The 15305-nt window shown below is 61.8% G+C and carries 18 protein-coding genes and 1 pseudogene; 10 read left to right on the top strand and 9 right to left on the bottom strand.

Annotation, left to right across the window (positions count from 1 at the left end; genetic code table 11):
• The first annotated feature begins 211 nt into the window (after window positions 1-211).
• The 6 genes from AC1DGP_RS29250 (at window position 212) to AC1DGP_RS29225 (ending at window position 5260) form a co-directional block, all read left to right on the top strand.
• Window positions 212-922: a type 1 glutamine amidotransferase domain-containing protein gene (locus AC1DGP_RS29250; protein WP_476832825.1), complete on the top strand. Its 711-nt coding sequence runs from the start codon at window positions 212-214 to the stop codon at window positions 920-922.
• Between the two features lie 5 nt (window positions 923-927).
• Window positions 928-1536 carry a flavodoxin family protein gene (locus AC1DGP_RS29245; protein WP_476832855.1) on the top strand — a complete coding sequence of 203 codons (609 nt, stop codon included), beginning with the start codon at window positions 928-930 and terminating at the stop codon, window positions 1534-1536.
• Window positions 1537-1677: 141 nt separating this feature from the next.
• Complete coding sequence (msrA, locus tag AC1DGP_RS29240; RefSeq protein ID WP_476832824.1) at window positions 1678-2187, top strand: peptide-methionine (S)-S-oxide reductase MsrA; 510 nt, start codon at window positions 1678-1680, stop codon at window positions 2185-2187.
• A gap of 86 nt (window positions 2188-2273) precedes the next feature.
• Complete coding sequence (locus AC1DGP_RS29235) at window positions 2274-2738, top strand: (2Fe-2S)-binding protein (RefSeq protein ID WP_476832823.1); 465 nt, start codon at window positions 2274-2276, stop codon at window positions 2736-2738.
• A gap of 9 nt (window positions 2739-2747) precedes the next feature.
• Entirely contained in the window at window positions 2748-4925 is a 2178-nt protein-coding gene (locus tag AC1DGP_RS29230; RefSeq protein WP_476832822.1) for a xanthine dehydrogenase family protein molybdopterin-binding subunit, read from the top strand.
• Between the two features lie 101 nt (window positions 4926-5026).
• Window positions 5027-5260 (top strand): tautomerase family protein, encoded by a 234-nt coding sequence (locus AC1DGP_RS29225; RefSeq protein WP_476832821.1) that lies wholly within the window; start codon window positions 5027-5029, stop codon window positions 5258-5260.
• Window positions 5261-5543: 283 nt separating this feature from the next.
• Here AC1DGP_RS29225 and AC1DGP_RS29220 read toward each other — a convergent pair whose 3' ends face one another.
• Window positions 5544-6152 (bottom strand): FMN-dependent NADH-azoreductase, encoded by a 609-nt coding sequence (locus AC1DGP_RS29220; protein WP_476832820.1) that lies wholly within the window; start codon window positions 6150-6152, stop codon window positions 5544-5546.
• 107 nt (window positions 6153-6259) lie between these two features.
• Here AC1DGP_RS29220 and AC1DGP_RS29215 point away from each other — a divergent pair, with 107 nt between their 5' ends.
• Entirely contained in the window at window positions 6260-7201 is a 942-nt protein-coding gene (locus tag AC1DGP_RS29215) for a LysR family transcriptional regulator (RefSeq protein WP_476832819.1), read from the top strand.
• 28 nt (window positions 7202-7229) lie between these two features.
• Here the strand turns inward: AC1DGP_RS29215 and AC1DGP_RS29210 are convergent, their stop codons facing one another.
• From AC1DGP_RS29210 to AC1DGP_RS29195, 4 genes are all read right to left on the bottom strand, one after another.
• Window positions 7230-7409, bottom strand: coding sequence for a hypothetical protein (locus AC1DGP_RS29210; protein ID WP_476832818.1), 180 nt, complete (start codon window positions 7407-7409; stop codon window positions 7230-7232).
• Window positions 7410-7546: 137 nt separating this feature from the next.
• A complete protein-coding gene (locus AC1DGP_RS29205; protein WP_476832817.1) occupies window positions 7547-8242 on the bottom strand; it encodes an IS6 family transposase in 696 nt (231 codons plus the stop codon).
• Between the two features lie 133 nt (window positions 8243-8375).
• Window positions 8376-9092 carry an SMC-Scp complex subunit ScpB gene (gene scpB / locus AC1DGP_RS29200; RefSeq protein WP_476832816.1) on the bottom strand — a complete coding sequence of 239 codons (717 nt, stop codon included), beginning with the start codon at window positions 9090-9092 and terminating at the stop codon, window positions 8376-8378.
• A gap of 3 nt (window positions 9093-9095) precedes the next feature.
• Window positions 9096-10052 carry a DUF1403 family protein gene (locus AC1DGP_RS29195; protein WP_476832815.1) on the bottom strand — a complete coding sequence of 319 codons (957 nt, stop codon included), beginning with the start codon at window positions 10050-10052 and terminating at the stop codon, window positions 9096-9098.
• Between the two features lie 270 nt (window positions 10053-10322).
• On the opposite strand from AC1DGP_RS29195, the gene AC1DGP_RS29190 reads away from it, so the two are divergent.
• The 3 genes from AC1DGP_RS29190 to AC1DGP_RS29180 all read left to right on the top strand — a co-directional run bounded on the left by AC1DGP_RS29190 (window position 10323) and on the right by AC1DGP_RS29180 (window position 12059).
• Window positions 10323-10574: a type II toxin-antitoxin system Phd/YefM family antitoxin gene (locus tag AC1DGP_RS29190; RefSeq protein WP_476832814.1), complete on the top strand. Its 252-nt coding sequence runs from the start codon at window positions 10323-10325 to the stop codon at window positions 10572-10574.
• Window positions 10574-10978: a PIN domain-containing protein gene (locus tag AC1DGP_RS29185; protein WP_476825785.1), complete on the top strand. Its 405-nt coding sequence runs from the start codon at window positions 10574-10576 to the stop codon at window positions 10976-10978. Before AC1DGP_RS29190 ends, AC1DGP_RS29185 begins: the two co-directional genes overlap by 1 nt.
• 61 nt (window positions 10979-11039) lie before the next feature.
• Window positions 11040-12059, top strand: a complete 1020-nt coding sequence (locus tag AC1DGP_RS29180) for a tyrosine-type recombinase/integrase (protein ID WP_476832854.1) — start codon at window positions 11040-11042, stop codon at window positions 12057-12059.
• 427 nt (window positions 12060-12486) lie between these two features.
• On the opposite strand, the pseudogene AC1DGP_RS29175 reads toward AC1DGP_RS29180, so the two are convergent.
• The 4 genes and pseudogenes from AC1DGP_RS29175 to repC all read right to left on the bottom strand — a co-directional run.
• A pseudogene (locus AC1DGP_RS29175) lies at window positions 12487-12807 on the bottom strand (RES family NAD+ phosphorylase); the annotation flags it as partial.
• On the bottom strand, window positions 12804-13193 hold the full coding sequence (locus AC1DGP_RS29170) for an MbcA/ParS/Xre antitoxin family protein (RefSeq protein WP_476832813.1): 390 nt from the start codon (window positions 13191-13193) through the stop codon (window positions 12804-12806). The pseudogene AC1DGP_RS29175 and the gene AC1DGP_RS29170, both read right to left, overlap by 4 nt.
• A gap of 332 nt (window positions 13194-13525) precedes the next feature.
• On the bottom strand, window positions 13526-13861 hold the full coding sequence (locus tag AC1DGP_RS29165) for a WGR domain-containing protein (protein ID WP_476825783.1): 336 nt from the start codon (window positions 13859-13861) through the stop codon (window positions 13526-13528).
• A 199-nt stretch (window positions 13862-14060) separates the two neighbouring features.
• Window positions 14061-15290: a plasmid replication protein RepC gene (repC, locus tag AC1DGP_RS29160; protein WP_476832812.1), complete on the bottom strand. Its 1230-nt coding sequence runs from the start codon at window positions 15288-15290 to the stop codon at window positions 14061-14063.
• Window positions 15291-15305 lie beyond the last annotated feature (15 nt).

Genomic DNA, 15305 nt, shown 5'->3' with positions numbered 1-15305 from the left:
TGACGATGTGCGACAGCGCCTGGCGCTACGAGATGGCCGCTGGATAATACCGGCGATCTTACCCCATGCAGCCAACGATCAGTGATCGTCGCCGTCGCCCCAGCTGCGCCTTATACCATCGTGTCGTCGGTACCTAGGTCCAAGTGACTTCCACCACTCGAAGCGCCCTAATGCGGGAGAATTCAACGAGCCCATCTCAAGGAGAAGAGTGATGAACATTCTGATGGTACTGACGTCGCATGACAAGCTTGGCGACACCGGCCGCAAGACCGGATTTTGGCTCGAAGAGTTTGCTGCACCCTATTATGTATTTCGCGACGCCGGCGTCGAACTGACTCTTGCTTCGGTAAAGGGCGGGCAGCCACCCATCGATCCGAAGAGCGATCTCCCAGAAAACCAGACGCCCGCCATGGCGCGATTCAAGATGGATCCGGCGGCTCAGAAGGATCTGGCCACCACTGTAAAACTTGAAAGCATGAGGTCCGACAATTTCGATGCCGTCTTCTATCCCGGCGGTCATGGGCCGATGTGGGACCTGGTCGATAACACTGACTCAATCGCGCTGATCGAATCCTTCTACAATTCGGGAAAGCCCGTGGCCGCCGTCTGCCATGCCCCGGCAGTGCTGCACAGGGTCATGTATCAGGGCGCTTCTATCGTAAAGGGAAAGCGCGTCACCGGCTTCACCAATACTGAAGAAGAGGAAGTCCAGTTGACTCATGTCGTGCCGTTTCTCGTGGAGGATGAGCTGAAGCGCCTCGGCGGCCTCTTCGAGAAAGTGCCGAATTGGGAGAGTTTCGCCATCACGGACGGTCGCTTGATCACGGGCCAGAACCCCAGTTCGTCGACAGCCGGAGCCCAGGCGCTGCTGAAGCTGCTATCCGAGATGCAGCCTTCGGCACGTGGCTTGAGCGCAGCGTGACCGCCATGTTGGCACCCAATTTCTCGAACTCAGACGTCCTCGTAGCGATTGTTTTCCACAGCGGCTATGGGCACACCGCACGCCAGGCCGAAGCCGTCCGGCGAGGTGTCGAAAAAGTCCCTGGGACAACAGTCCTCTTCATGACTTCAGACGAGGCACCGACCCGCTGGGACGATTTGGCGAAAGCCGACGCCATCATCTTTGGCGCGCCTACATACATGGGCAGTATCTCCGGCCCCTTCAAAAGCTTCATGGACACGACGTCGGAGGTATTCGCATCTGGCGCTTGGCGTGACAAAATTGCCGCCGGGTTTACGAACTCGGCATCGCGCTCCGGAGACAAGTTGGTGACCTTGTTCCAGCTTGCGATACTTGCCGCCCAGCACGGAATGCACTGGGTGAACCTCGGTGTTCCGGGCGGCAATAACCAGTCGACTGGCTCCGAGGAGGATCTCAATCGATTGGGCTTCTGGCTCGGCGCCGCGGCACAGTCGAATGCGGACCAAGGGCCGGACTTGGCACCGCCTGCATCGGATCTGCTGACCGCTGAAGGGCTCGGCGAACGGGTTGCCAAGGTGGCGCAGCAAATGGTGCGAGGTCGAATTGCCGCGTGAGTAATCGGCTTTCGCTCGACGGGAATGATCGACCTACGAGGGATAGGAGGATGGCAGTAGCGCGATGGCTCGCGACGACGGTTTCGCCGTAGACGCCCACGCATTGTCATTCGTCTCGAATACAAACAAGGACAGTATCCGATGACACAGGAACGCGCGGTCTTTGCCGGTGGCTGCTTTTGGGGCGTCCAGGATCTGGTTCGGCATTACAATGGCGTCATTTCCACACGCGTCGGCTACTCTGGCGGCGACGTCGCGAACGCCACTTATCGGAATCACGGCACTCATGCCGAAGCCATCGAGATCATCTTCGATCCGATGCGAGTCGGCTACCGTCAATTGCTGGAATTCTTCTTCCAGATTCATGACCCCACGACGCTCAACCGTCAGGGCAATGACAGGGGTTTCAGTTACCGCTCGGCGGTCTTCTACACCAGCGCCGAGCAGAAGCGCGTCGCCGAAGACACTATAGCCGACGTCGAAGCATCGGGCTTATGGCCCGGGAAGGTCGTAACGGAAATCGCCCCTGCCGGACCTTTCTGGGAAGCCGAGCCGGAGCACCAGAATTACCTGGAGCGTTATCCGGGTGGCTATACTTGCCACTTCATTCGCCCGGACTGGAAGCTGCCGAGACGGGCTGCGGTCGCTTGAAGCTGTAAACTACTTTTTGCCAGAAGCCGGCGAACCCCGAATTTTCGATGGAAGTTTCTTACGGCAAGCCCAGGGAGGATCATGCGATGCATCGTCTCAAAGTGAACGGCCAATCCTTGTCCGTTAATGCCCCTGACGAAATGCCGCTCCTGTGGGTGGTCAGGGACATTCTCGGAATGACGGGAACGAAATTTGGGTGCGGGATCGCCCAGTGCGGCGCTTGCACCGTTCATATCGATGGCGAGCCGACCCGCTCCTGCATCACGCCGATCAGTGATGCGGCTGGAAAATCCGTTACGACGATTGAGGCGATCGGCAACACGGCTGCCGGCAAGGCCGTCCAAACTGCGTGGCTCGATCTGGAGGTCGTGCAGTGCGGCTATTGCCAATCAGGCCAGATCATGTCGGCGAGCGCGCTTCTCGCAGGCAACCCGAAGCCCACGGATGCTGACATCGACGCGGCGATGTCAGGCAACATCTGCCGATGTGGCACCTATGTGCGCATCAGGGAAGCGATCAAAAAGGCCGCAACCTCCTCTCGCGCACAGTGAGGTCTTCACATGACATTAGTTCGAGACGTTGCGGATCGATCCGTTTCTCGCCGCGCATTCCTCCACGCCGGCGCAGCGATGGGCGGCGGTCTTGTCATCGGCTGGTCCCTTCCATCCGGAAGCCTGCTGGCAGAGGCGGCGCCGCAGGCTCAGCCGTTTGCCCCGAACGCTTTCATCCGCGTCGATCACGCGGGCAAGGTGACCGTCATCTCGCCAATGGTTGAGATGGGCCAAGGCACCTATACGTCCTTGCCGATGCTGGTCGCAGAAGAGCTCGACATCGACATGGGCGATGTCACCGTTGACCATGCGCCCGCGAATGCCAAGCTATACGGCAACGCCCTCATCGGCGGCGTGCAAATGACAGGCGGGTCGACCTCGATCCGAGCGTTTTATCTGCCTCTGCGTCGAGCCGGTGCCGCGGCGCGGCAGGTTCTCATCGCAGCGGCCGCGAAGCGCTTCCACGTGGACGCCAGAAGCTTGACGACCGAATCCGGCCAGGTCATCCACGCGGCGAGCAATCGCCGGATCGGCTACGGCGAACTCGTCGATGAAGCCGCGAAACTCGCGGTACCAGCAGAATTCCCGCTCAAGGCCCCGGGAAGCTTCCGCATCATCGGAACGCCCGCCAAGCGGCTCGACGTTTCCGGCAAGGTCAACGGCACGGCGGTGTTTGGTATCGACGTCAAGTTGCCAGGCATGAAAGTCGCAACCGTTGCTGCCTCCCCGGTATTCGGCGGTACCGTCGCCTCATTCAACGAGGCGGCCGCTCTGAAGGTCCCCGGCGTCCATCAGGTCACCAATCTCGGCAACGCGATTGCCATCATCGCCGATCATTACTGGGCGGCGAAGAAGGGCCTCGAGGCCGCGGCGGTGACATTCGACGATGGGCCTAACGCGTCMGTCTCGACGGCGGCCGTMGTGTCCGCTCTGGCAGCCGCCTCCCTGAAACCCGGCGCCGTTGCCACCAACGAAGGGGACACTAACGCCGCACTCGGCCGAGCGAAGACAAAGGTCGACGCCATTTACGAGGCGCCGTTTCTCGCTCATGCCACGATGGAGCCGATCAACTGCACAGTACAGGTCACGGATAACGGCTGCGACATCTGGGTCGGCTCGCAGGTTCCCGATATCGCCCAACTTCAGGTTTCAAAGCATCTCGGATTGAAGGAGGATCAGGTCAGGGTTCACAATCACCTGCTCGGCGGCGGCTTCGGGCGTCGGCTCGAGGTCGATTTCATCGTCCAGGCGGCACTCATCGCCAAGCAAGCCAAGGGGCCGATCAAGGTCGTCTGGAGCCGGGAAGAAGACATCCAACACGACATGTATCGGCCGTACTACTACGATCGCATGAGCGCCGGGCTAGATGAAAAGGGCACGCCGATAGCCTGGAGCCATCGAATTGCCGGGTCGTCGATTATGTCCCGCTACTTTCCGTCGGTGGTCAAGAACGGCTTAGATCCGGACGCGGTCGACGGCGCCGCCGCAATTCCCTACGCGATCGCCAACAGGCGCGTCGAATATGTGCGTGTGGAGCCTCCAGGCATCCCGACGGCATTCTGGCGCGGCGTTGGCCCCACGCACAATGTCTATGTCGTGGAGTGCTTCATCGACGAACTCGCCGCTGCTGCGAAGACGGACCCAGTCGCCTTTCGTCGTCGTCTTCTGAACAATAACCCGCGCGCTCTACATGTTCTCGAACGTGCAGCGCAGAAAGCGGGGTGGGGAACACCGCTGGGCCCCCGCAGGGGGCGCGGCATCTCACTGTCGCAGTCGTTCGGGACCTATCTCGCCGAGGTTGCAGAGGTGACGGTCTCCAGGAGCGGCGATGTGCACGTCGATCGCGTCGTTGCGGTCGTCGATTGCGGGGTCGCCGTCAATCCCGACACCGTCGTGGCTCAGATCCAGAGCGGCATTATCTTCGGCATCACAGCGGCCCTTTACGGGGAGATCACCCTTAAGGACGGCCGTGTCGAACAGACAAACTTCGATACCTATCAGATGCTCCGCATCGATGCGGCTCCAACGATCGAAGTCGAGATCGTCAAGAGTGGCGAGTCCCCCGGCGGATTGGGGGAGCCCGGAACGTCGGCGCTAGCTCCCGCTGTACTCAACGCAACCTATGCGGCAACGGGGGTCCGACTACGGCAGTTGCCGATCAAGCCCGACCTCTTGGCCTCGAAATAGTGGCCGCAAGAGAGAGCCACGGACGCGTCCTCTCGATCCTCGTGCGAGACCATTAATAGCCTCATTCATGAGCGGTCTTTTCTTTGTCAACGGAGTCCATCATGCCTATCGTAACCATTCAGGTCACACGCGAGGGAACCAGACCCGGCCGCGATTCTGTAAGTCCGGAGGAAAAGGCCGCCCTCATCTCGGGTGTCAGTCAACTCCTTCTCGACGTACTCAATAAGCCGCTCGACTCGACCTTCGTCGTCATTGAGGAAGTCGACTTGGAGAACTGGGGATGGGGCGGTCTGCCAGTGCCGGATTTCCGTAAGCGACGTGCTGCTAGTGGCTAGCGGAACGTTCGAATTTCGCGGAGCGCGGGTTCCTTACTCATGCGTTATCTGGGAGGCAGTTACCTTCGGCCACCGGCGTGGTCCGGCTGGTTAGCCCCCGCAGGCTGGATGTGATCATCACTCATGCGCGCGATGCTCCAGCTTGACGCCTCGTGTGAAATAAACGGCCCTCAAATTGTTTAACTCCAGCGAGTACCTGCCGCTTCGCGTCTTTCCTATCTTGCTTAGTGAAGGGGAAACAGACATTCACACGGCTAGCTACAAGTCACCGCCGATCCCTTCGTCAGGCCGCGAGCTTCTGGATCTCCGCGCGCGCAGCAGCAATCGCCTGATCGCGCTGTGCCTCACCGAGTGCCAAGCCTTCTGCGCGTATGACGGTGATATCGGTAATACCAAAGAAGTTAAAGATGCCGCGCAAGTAGGTTTCCTGGTGATCGAGTGCCGCCAGTGCCGTCTCAGTGCCGTAGAGCCCTCCCCTCGAAGAGGCTATGATCACGCGCTTGCCACCCGCTAAGCCCTCCACGCCGTTCTCAGTGTACTGGAATGTCCTTCCGGCTACCGCAAGGCGATCGATCCAAGCCTTGAGCTGACTGGGAATGCCAAAATTGTACATAGGAGCGCCGACCACGACAATGTCGGCTGCCAGAAAGGTATCAAGCGCGTCGTTGCCGGCCGCGATATCGCTGGAGAGTGATGAAGATTCCGGCACCTCGCCGCGGGCTGCTGCGAGATGCTGACCGGTGAGATGTCCAATCGCATGCCTCGCGAGGTCCAGACGAACGAATTCAGTAATGGGGCGGGCCGCCAACTCGGCAGCAACGATGGCTTCCGAGAGTTGCCGACTGACAGATGCCGAGCCGAGAATACTTGAGTCAATTTGGAGAAGCTTCATGTCCCGATTCCTTCGCGCTGCGTGCTGCGTTGGAAAGAACAATAAAAATGGCAGAAGCATCGCAGTAGCCTATATTATCCGATACGAACTATCGTGTGGACAGATAGATGATTGAATCGATAACACTTGATCAGATGCGAACGCTGGTTTCCGCAGTGGATGAAGGCAGTTTTTCTGCGGCGGGTCGAAAGATCGGGCGGGCGCAATCCGTGGTAAGCCAGACAATCTCCGGATTGGAAACCCAACTCAATGTGGCGTTGTTTGAGCGCGTAGGCCGCTACCCGGTTCCAACAGAAATAGGCCTGGCTCTTACCGATGAAGCAAGGTCTGTTCTACGTCAAGTCGGCCAGTTCAAGGCGCGAGCCCGCGATTTTTCAAGAGGAATTGAGCCAGAAATTTCAATTGCTGTTGACGTGATGTTTCCAATCGAACTGTTTACCGACGCCGTCACGGAATTCAAAGCAAAATTCCCCGATACGGTGCTTAGGGTTTATGTTGAGAGCTTGGGTGCGGTCATCGAGCCCGTCTTAGACAAACGCTGTTCGTTTGCGATCTCAGGCACACTGCCGCTATTCTCCCCCGAGTTGAACCCGGAGCGAATTCTCACGGTCAGACTCACCATTGTTGCCTCCCCTGCCCACCCGCTTGCGCAACTGGTCGGACCGATCACCACGGACCAACTTTCGGAGCATGTCCAGCTCGTACTCACTGACAGGTCTCCGCTCTCCCAAGGCAAGCAATTCGGCGTGATCGCACCCAAGACTTGGCGCTTGGCAGATCTGGGCGCGAAGCTCGCTTTTCTCAGAGCGGGGCTTGGGTGGGGCAGCATGCCAATGCCGATGATCGATGGTGACCTGGCCGCGGGTCGGCTTGTCGAACTGGACACGGAGAGCGGCGCCTGGCCTTACGGCAACCAGATGACTCTCTACTCCCTGTATCGGCTCGACACTCCGCCGGGTCCAGCGGGCCGCTGGTTGATTCAGCGATTGCGTGATCAGGCATTACAAGACCCCCCACGCGGGGCGAGCATGGCCCCGGCGGCTGTATAAGGCCGCGTCTATCGTTGAGTTTGGTTATCTACGCTGCTGGACACCGGCAAAAAACGCCGTCACGAACTTGGCGGAACTGCCGGATGTCGATCCCGGCGTCCGGGCCGGGATTGTAGTCCGGATAGCGACGGTTTCCGAATGTCACGTCTGACCGCCCGCCGGCAAGCTTGAAGATCTTGATCGAGCGCTCGTCGTTGACGTCGACCATGACGGCGTCGCCTTCTTTGGATACCAGGCCGCGGTCGACGGAGATCGGACTACCGTCGACGATGCCGTCATCGTTCGCCAGCAGGCATTGTCACGGGAAACTCGACGAGCCGGATTTCGCTCTGTGCAATGCTGTACTTACGCGGCGGTGGTCGCGTTTTGCCACTGCTGCGCGGCCGCGGCTCGGAAGAGCCGCAGCGTCGGTCGGGAGATCAGATGGCGCTCGAGGTTGAAGATATTATGGATGGCAGCATGAACGGAGAGAAATCGCTGCGCCGACATTGGCGACTTGAAGCGCTGCATCTTGCGCTCACGTCGTCGGATTAGCTGGTGTGAGTTCTCCGCCCGATTGTTTCGGCGCAGGCCCTGCTCGTGGCGCCCCGAGAGCCCCAGGTCTCGCCGTGCGGCCGCGTAGGAGCGCAATTTGTCCGTCACCAGCACTTTGGGGGCAAAGCCATGCTTTTTGAGCAGTTTGCGCATCAGCCGCAGGGCGGCCCCCTTGTCCCGTCTGGATTGCACCAGCACGTCGAGGATCTCGCCCTCGCTGTCGACGGCTCGCCAAAGATACAGGCGCCGGCCCTGGATGCGGATCACCATCTCGTCCAGGTGCCAGATGTCTGCCGGTGCGGGCCGGAGCCGGCGCAGGTTGCCGGCATAGCTGCATCCAAATTTGAGTACCCATCGCCGGATCGTCTCGTACGAGATGTCGAGGCCGCGCTCCGCCAGCAGTTCCTCGACATCGCGGTAGCTCAAGGTGAACCGCAGATAAAGCCACACGGCGTACCGGATGATCTCAGGCGGGAACTGGTGACGGGCGTAGGAAATCGGCTGCATGCCCCTACCCTACCGGAGCAGGCTCAGATCGCACCATTCCCGTGACAATGCCGATTGTTCAGGTATTGGCTGAAAGGGGATGCCCTAATCTGCGCCACTGACGAATTTGCAACAGAACCCGAGCGATCCCTGTTCAGAGCCGAGGCTCAGTTCCACCGCTCGGATCCGGGTCATCAAAGGGGAGGTCGTCGCGTTCCGCGTCGCCCTCTCCCTCGTCACCTCCACCCGTCGGAATCGCCCCAGCCAGCAGCGCATCCTTGCTCAGAAGGCCGGCATCCTCGAGCTTTTCCAGGTCGGGCAGGTCGCGCAGGCTGGCGAGACCGAACACCGACAGGAATATGTCGGTCGTCACATAAGTATAGGGCGCCCCCGGCTCCGGGCTGCGCGGTCCGGCCGTGATCACGCCGGCGCGTTTCAGCGCCGCAACGCTGTCGCGACTCATCTCCTTGCCAAAGACCTTGCCGAGCTCGCTACGGGTGATCGGCTGCAGATAAGCGATCCCGGACAGGAACAGCATCTCGCTCGGTGACAGGCCGGCGGTGGGTTGCGGCGCTCCCGACACCGCCCGGATTGCCGGCCCGAAAGCGCCGCGCGTCCGGTGCTGCCAGCCCCCGGCGACCGCGACCAGGTCATAGGGGCGGCCGCGCAGCTCCTCGCGGATGTCGGCAATGATCAGATCGATCGCGCAGTCGCGACCAACCAGCTGCGCCAGCACCTCGCGCGAGACCGGCTCGGGGGCGGCAAAGATCACCGCCTCGACCCGGCCCATCCATTCGCGCCAACGCAATTCAGGCGGCAGCTCGGCCAGTTCGGTGTCGAGCGCAATTTCGGGTTTGGGACGCCGTGCCATGGCTCAGAGCCCATAGAGGCGAAAGGTCGCCCGGCCCGACAATTCGCGGACAGCGCCGAGCGAGACGAGCCGATCGAACAGGCGGCGCAGACCGCGATCCGAGATGCCGCCGATCTCGGCCGAGCCAGCCAACGCATCCTCGTTCAGCAAGGCTGCGATCACCGCACCCGAGCCTTTCGCCCGCAGTTTTGGCGCCGCCGCCGCGAGAACATCCGCCCGGCGCGCCAGCTCGCCGGCCAGATCGATCGCGCGACCCGCAGCTTGCGCATAGGCCAGGGCGAGCGCCGGCTGCCAGCCCTCCCCGCCCGGGCGCGGACGTTTTCCGGTCGCGCCGACCCGCGCAGCCGGATCGAGGATCGTCGTCGCCAGAAGCGGCACCGGAACCGGCCATCTGAACTTTTGGGCCAGCACGGCGTCAGCCAACCAGAGCGCCAAGACCTCGGCGTCCGGGCGCACCCTGAGGACGCGCTCGCTCAACTCGGCCACGGCGACGATCGCCGCCCGCCCCGAACCGGCCGCTTCGGATGCTAGCTCGGCAAGCGTCGCGAGCTCTGTCGCACGCAGGGCCAAACCAAACCCGGCGGCGGCCCGCGCGATCGCCTCTGGCGAAAAACCCGGCGAGCGGGCAACGAGTTGGCGCCAGGCCAGCAGGACACGCCCGGCCGGACCAGGGTCGTCGCCAGGCCGGCGCAGCAGCTGCACGTCGCGCAACTGGTTTTGATCCTCGCGGCGGCCGAGCAGGCGCAGGCTGGCGGCCGCGGCCTGCAGCGCCAGGCGCTGCCGAAACACCCCACTCCAGGGCGGCGCGTCACGGGCGATCGCATCGAGCACGGCGAGGCTGGCGCCCGCCTGAAAGGCCGCGTCAACTCCCTGATCGGATTGCGGTTTTGTCCGCACCCAGCCTGGGACCGGCCGGACGGCCGAGGGTGACGGGATCAGGGGCACGGCGCGGCGAAGCATGCCGCCAGCATAATACACAGCGGCGCTTCGTGCTAAAGTTATCCGAGACAAGCGCCGCGCCTGTCATGTCGGCAAAATGAACGATAATGTTGCATTATCATTCATTCCTGCCATGCTGCGACAAACGCAGGATCGAGCCCGCTATCACTGTGACTTGCACCAGGAAGATGCCGCTAGGTCACACCATTCCGTTGCCCGGACGCCGGGAATATTGCACATGGTTAACGACAGGCGTAACTAGCTAGACTGACTAGCTAGGGGATTCGCAATATGGAATGGCCGCTGCAGGACGCCAAGAACCACTTTTCCAAGGTCGTGCAACGGGCGCGAAGCGAGGGCCCGCAATTCGTGACGCTGCGTGGCGAGTCCGCCGCCGTCGTTCTCTCAGCCCAGGATTATGAGGCGCTCCGCGCCACCCGGCCCACGCTCGTCGACGATCTCCTTAACCCGCCATTTTGGGACGAAGCGCTCGTGAAGTTGGTGATATCGGCGGGCGGCGCACTCGATCGCGAGATCGTCTGATGTACCTGCTTGCAACTGATTTCGTTGCCGAGGTTCGCACGGGATCACCGCCGGCGGTCGCTTGGCTGCGCGCCATCTACCCCTTGGGCGTCTATCTGAGCGTGATCACGCTTGGTGAGCTCGGCCGGGCCATCGCCGCACACCGGCCGCGCGAACCCGACCAAGCGGCCCAGCTCAGCGAATGGCTGCGCAAGCTCCGCCATGACCATCACGATCGAATCCTGCCGGTCTGCGACCGCGTGGCGGCCGCGTGGGGCCGGATCGCCTCCCCTGCCCCTGATGCGGTGGCGGACGCGCTGCTTGCGGCAACCGCGATCGTGCATGACATGATCGTGGTCAGCCGCCGGTCAGACCAATTCGAGACGATGGGCGCCTCGGTCGTCAATCCCTGGGACGTCCGTTGATAGGGGCGCAGTCATGAGCAGCGACACGGGGTCATCCGGAACAATCACCCCCTCACCTCCCATGGCGCCCGATGTCGCTGCGCAAAGTGTCCTCTCACCGCAGCTCGAGGATCTTGCCGGTCGGGCCCGCCGCTACGTCGAAGCGGCCAGCTCGCCCAATACGCGTCGCGCCTATGCCTCGGACTGGAAGCATTTTTCGGGCTGGTGCCGTCGCCAGGGCATTTCGGCTGGGGAGCCCGATCCCCAGGTCATCGGGCTCTACATCACCGCCCTTGCCTCCGGCACCGCCAGTGGCGATCGGCGGCCGTCAACGGTGAGCACGATCGAACGCCGCCTCTCTGCCTTGGCCTGGACCTACGCTCAGCGCGGTCCCCCCCTCGACCGGCAGGATCGCCATATTGCGACCGTGCTCGCAGGGATCCGAAACACCCACGGTCGTCCACCAGTCCAGAAAGAGGCGGTGCTGCCGGAAGACGTCATCGCCATGCTCGAGACGCTCGATCGCGCCAGCCTGCGTGGCCTGCGCGATCGCGCCATGCTGCTGCTTGGCTTCGCCGGCGGTCTTCGGCGCTCGGAGATCGTCGGCCTCGATGCTGGTCCGGACCACAGCGAGGATGGCCGGGGCTGGGTCGAGATCCTCGACAAGGGCATGATTGTGACGTTGCGCGGCAAGACTGGCTGGCGCGAGGTTGAGATCGGCCGCGGCTCGTCGGACACGACCTGCCCCATCGCCGCGCTGCAAACCTGGCTCAGGTTCGCCCGGATCGCACACGGGCCGCTGTTTCGCCGCGTGACCGGCCAGGGCCAGGACGTCGGTCCTGAGCGCCTCCTTGATCAGGAGGTGGCGCGTCTCGTCAAGCGCACGGCCCTGGCTGCCGGCGTGCGCGGCGACCTTCCTGAAGGGCAACGGGCCGAGAAGTTTTCTGGTCACTCGCTCCGGGCCGGGCTCGCCTCCTCGGCCGAGGTCGACGAGCGCTATGTCCAAAAGCAGCTGGGGCACGCCAGTGCCGAAATGACCCGGCGCTACCAGCGCCGCCGCGATCGCTTCCGGGTCAATCTCACCAAGGCAGCTGGCCTTTAGAGCTTAGCCTCAGGCCCGGAGCGAGATTCTGCTCGGAACGGTCGGCCGACGCGGCTGGGGGCTGAGTTTATCCGCGACTTTCAACGTCGCTAAAACACAGGGGCGGACATAGTCCCTCATGTCAGCGCGCCAGCGCTCCGTCATCAGCTCCCAGCGCAGCTGATGCTGACGTCGGACCGTCTCATGAAGAGCCTTCGCTGCCGCTTCGACAGCGAGTTCAACGCGATTCGTCATCACACCACGCCCCTCGTCTACGATTCCCCGACCGCTAAGCTATGGGCAATGCAAGCCAAGCGAAACGGGCGGATCGCTCGATCAGCCAACAATTCACTGCGCAACAGCTTGGTCGCCGCACTGCACCTTGCGGCTCAGCCAACCCGGTCATGCCGCAGCCGAACTGCCCCGCCGTGATCAGCGCCGGCGCGATCGGCAGATCCGGTCCCCAGCGCCAGAGCACAAGGTTGAGATCATCGCGCTCGACCGCATGCTCTCTCCTGCCCTGCTCCGTCGTCAGGTCAGCGACATCCTCACTATCGATCTCATAGGAACACAACACACAGGGGTCGATGCGATGCGCAAAACCCAGGTTGGCCTCCTTGATCGCGGTCATGATGCTCAAGCCGAGATACAGCGCGGGGATCCCCTTTGGGTTGAAGCGGGCGCCCCTGATCGCCGCGCCATCCCCCGACAGCGGCTTGAAAGCCCAGCGCGGATCATGTGCCCGGTAGCAGGTCCCGACAAACCTCACGCAAAGCCGCCAAGCGCCATGTGGTCGAGATAGTCCCGAACGGCCGCAGCCTTGCCCTCCTTGACCAGTGCCTCGGCGGTTCGTCCGCCAAAGGCCGGCAGGGGCTGAGCCCGATACCAGGCCATCGCCTGCTCTTTGCCACCCGCCCATTCCGAGACGCAGCTGATGATTTCGAGCATTTCGCGGAGCCGGCCCTGGGTCCGTCGCGCACCGCTCCGCTCGGCTCGGTATAGCGTCTCGCGAGCGAGACCCGCGGTTTCGGCGAGCTGGGTCTTCGACATGCCGAAGCCGTCCGCCTGCTGAGTGATCGCAATCCTGCCGGCCCGGTCCATATAGGACAGGACCAGGGATTCGCTCTGCAGCGGAGCCTTCACAGCTTGAGCCATTCTGCCCCCTTTGCCACATCTAGTCGCACATTCACCTGACAGAATATAATCGCCCAGTTTCAACCTCAGGCCCTATTCGAGGCAGAGCTTGCGCTCCTGACAGGCCGGCACCCGATCGACCATCCTAAGGCTCGGCTCGAATCTGTCGAATTCAGCTCCAGCGCGTCCACACAAAGCGCCGCCGCGGTCGCTTCCAGGTCAATCTGACCAAGGCTGTCGGGTTGTAGTAGCCGCCCTCCCCTGCGGTGTACACCTCGACGATGCCCGGAAAGGTCAGGATGACCGCAATGTCTCATCGAGTAGTGCCTTCGCCATTGAGAGACTGTTGCGTGCTACCTCGTCGAAGCTGGGCTTGAAAATGCCCTCCCCTGACCCAACTCAGGCTCATTTCCTCCTATCGCGGTGCCGACAATGCGATAGCCGCGCTTGGTCTTTCTAAGCAACCAATCCTCCAGCGCCTCAGCCGCTTGGTCGAGATCTCCGTACAGATCCAACCGTCGCCGGCCGACATTGCCCCATCGCCCCCACTCGCGCACGAGCGCGAACTCGTCAAACAAAGTCGGTTCGACGGCCAGCACATAAAAGCGCGCCATGTTGCGCGCATGGTCCCGCCGTTCGAGGACCAGCATTTGCAACTTGTAAGGAGGTGGTTCGAGCACGTGTTCCATGCCGCCACTCCATCCTCGCGGCAGGACGACGTCCAACGCAAAGCTTGAATCGATTGGCTATCATCGATTCACCGGATTGATGCGAGCCACCCAAATGAACACTCTTGTGGGCTCCCTCCCCACCCGCGAGCCAGACATCGCCTCATCACGCGAGCGCAGGCTGCGGCTTCATTAACCTTAACAAACTTCCCCCGCACGATTACGCGCTTCGCTTTTCGCGCGTTCGGGATCCAATCAACGCCATCAGCATTGGCCCTAATGAGAACTCACCCGCTTCGGCTCGCCGCGTTAGGTTTCTCAGATAGCCCCCCGCGCTGTTGATAGCTTCAGCCTTCTGCAGAATGGCGGCGACCACGATCGATGCCTCTATCTCTCCCAAGACAGCCAGTGCCCCGGCCCAGGCGCTCGGACTAATTCCGAGGATAGGCCTGACCACCGCTACGGTTGCCACCAAATCCCTCCAACTCGAGATACCGCCACGGCTGTAATCAATGATGTCCGGGCAGGCGTCCAACACCATCCCTAAGGGATAAGCGCGAACTGGCAGGCGCGTCGTTTCAAGCTCTCCCTCCGAAGCGGCCACCCTGCTTTCTGGAAAGCTAGGTTCAGAGTCAGTGAGGGAGTCTGGTTTTGAATTCTGTATGTGATGCTCAATATGAGACTCATTGCCGCTCATATTTTGATTTTTAACGTGCATTTCCAGAAGGCTGTGCACTTCGTCMGCGAGCATCGAAAGCTGCTGCGCTAGCGGCTCCAGGACGATCGCCGAGCCCTTCCGCGGCAACCGGCCGAGAAGTGTGAGGAGTTCGCCTTGAATATCGGCCCAGCTAGCGGGACCTACCCCCTGGCGCTGGGTCGGGATGCTCTCTTCTATGCCCATCGCGATCATCTTCGCGAGGTCGCGACGGCAGATCGTGATGCGCTCTCGCACAAGCTTCAGCGCCCGCTCTTCAGCGCGAACCTCTTCAGCCCAGACTTCGAACTCCTCGGCCCGCGCAACCAGCGGCGCCAGGTCGAACCCAAAAGCCAGCTCGATCTCGCCGTGACTGCCTTTGCGCGCATAGCGCTTGCCGTTTGGGCTGTCGCGGCGAACGATGAGCCCCGCATCCACAAGGACAGCCAGATGCCGGCGCAGTGTCGCCGGGGCCATGCCATGGGCGCGCAGACAAAGTTGGTGGTTGGACGGGAAGACGATCAACCCTTCGCCAGTCAGCACGGTCTCCGGATGAAAGGTCAAAAGGGCATCCAGGACGGCAAGCGCCCGCTCGGACACGCCGACTCGGGCCTTCGCCGCGCAGATGTCACGAAACACATTCCACTTATGAGTCGCCTTGGCGGGCGGGCAAGCGTCTGCGATCACTTGGCCTGCAACATGCGCAAGCGTCAGCGTTCGCCGCCCAAAGGGCGTCGTCGAGAGTCTTTTTTCCATGGGTCTTCGCCTGAT

This window comes from Allobosea sp. 05T433 (assembly GCF_056396065.1).
Note: the sequence above shows the minus strand (reverse complement) of the source record. Positions and strands in the feature narration are given on the sequence as shown.

What these genes read in the sequence shown, in the direction of transcription:
- AC1DGP_RS29250 (WP_476832825.1), top strand. Translation starts at nt 212, where the DNA reads ATGAACATTCTGATGGTACTGACGTCGCATGACAAGCTTGGCGACACC.
- AC1DGP_RS29245 (WP_476832855.1), top strand. Translation starts at nt 928, where the DNA reads ATGTTGGCACCCAATTTCTCGAACTCAGACGTCCTCGTAGCGATTGTT.
- msrA (WP_476832824.1), top strand. Translation starts at nt 1,678, where the DNA reads ATGACACAGGAACGCGCGGTCTTTGCCGGTGGCTGCTTTTGGGGCGTC.
- AC1DGP_RS29235 (WP_476832823.1), top strand. Translation starts at nt 2,274, where the DNA reads ATGCATCGTCTCAAAGTGAACGGCCAATCCTTGTCCGTTAATGCCCCT.
- AC1DGP_RS29225 (WP_476832821.1), top strand. Translation starts at nt 5,027, where the DNA reads ATGCCTATCGTAACCATTCAGGTCACACGCGAGGGAACCAGACCCGGC.
- AC1DGP_RS29220 (WP_476832820.1), bottom strand. Translation starts at nt 6,152, where the DNA reads ATGAAGCTTCTCCAAATTGACTCAAGTATTCTCGGCTCGGCATCTGTC.
- AC1DGP_RS29215 (WP_476832819.1), top strand. Translation starts at nt 6,260, where the DNA reads ATGATTGAATCGATAACACTTGATCAGATGCGAACGCTGGTTTCCGCA.
- AC1DGP_RS29210 (WP_476832818.1), bottom strand. Translation starts at nt 7,409, where the DNA reads ATGGTCGACGTCAACGACGAGCGCTCGATCAAGATCTTCAAGCTTGCC.
- AC1DGP_RS29205 (WP_476832817.1), bottom strand. Translation starts at nt 8,242, where the DNA reads ATGCAGCCGATTTCCTACGCCCGTCACCAGTTCCCGCCTGAGATCATC.
- scpB (WP_476832816.1), bottom strand. Translation starts at nt 9,092, where the DNA reads ATGGCACGGCGTCCCAAACCCGAAATTGCGCTCGACACCGAACTGGCC.
- AC1DGP_RS29195 (WP_476832815.1), bottom strand. Translation starts at nt 10,052, where the DNA reads ATGCTTCGCCGCGCCGTGCCCCTGATCCCGTCACCCTCGGCCGTCCGG.
- AC1DGP_RS29190 (WP_476832814.1), top strand. Translation starts at nt 10,323, where the DNA reads ATGGAATGGCCGCTGCAGGACGCCAAGAACCACTTTTCCAAGGTCGTG.
- AC1DGP_RS29185 (WP_476825785.1), top strand. Translation starts at nt 10,574, where the DNA reads ATGTACCTGCTTGCAACTGATTTCGTTGCCGAGGTTCGCACGGGATCA.
- AC1DGP_RS29180 (WP_476832854.1), top strand. Translation starts at nt 11,040, where the DNA reads ATGGCGCCCGATGTCGCTGCGCAAAGTGTCCTCTCACCGCAGCTCGAG.
- AC1DGP_RS29170 (WP_476832813.1), bottom strand. Translation starts at nt 13,193, where the DNA reads ATGGCTCAAGCTGTGAAGGCTCCGCTGCAGAGCGAATCCCTGGTCCTG.
- AC1DGP_RS29165 (WP_476825783.1), bottom strand. Translation starts at nt 13,861, where the DNA reads ATGGAACACGTGCTCGAACCACCTCCTTACAAGTTGCAAATGCTGGTC.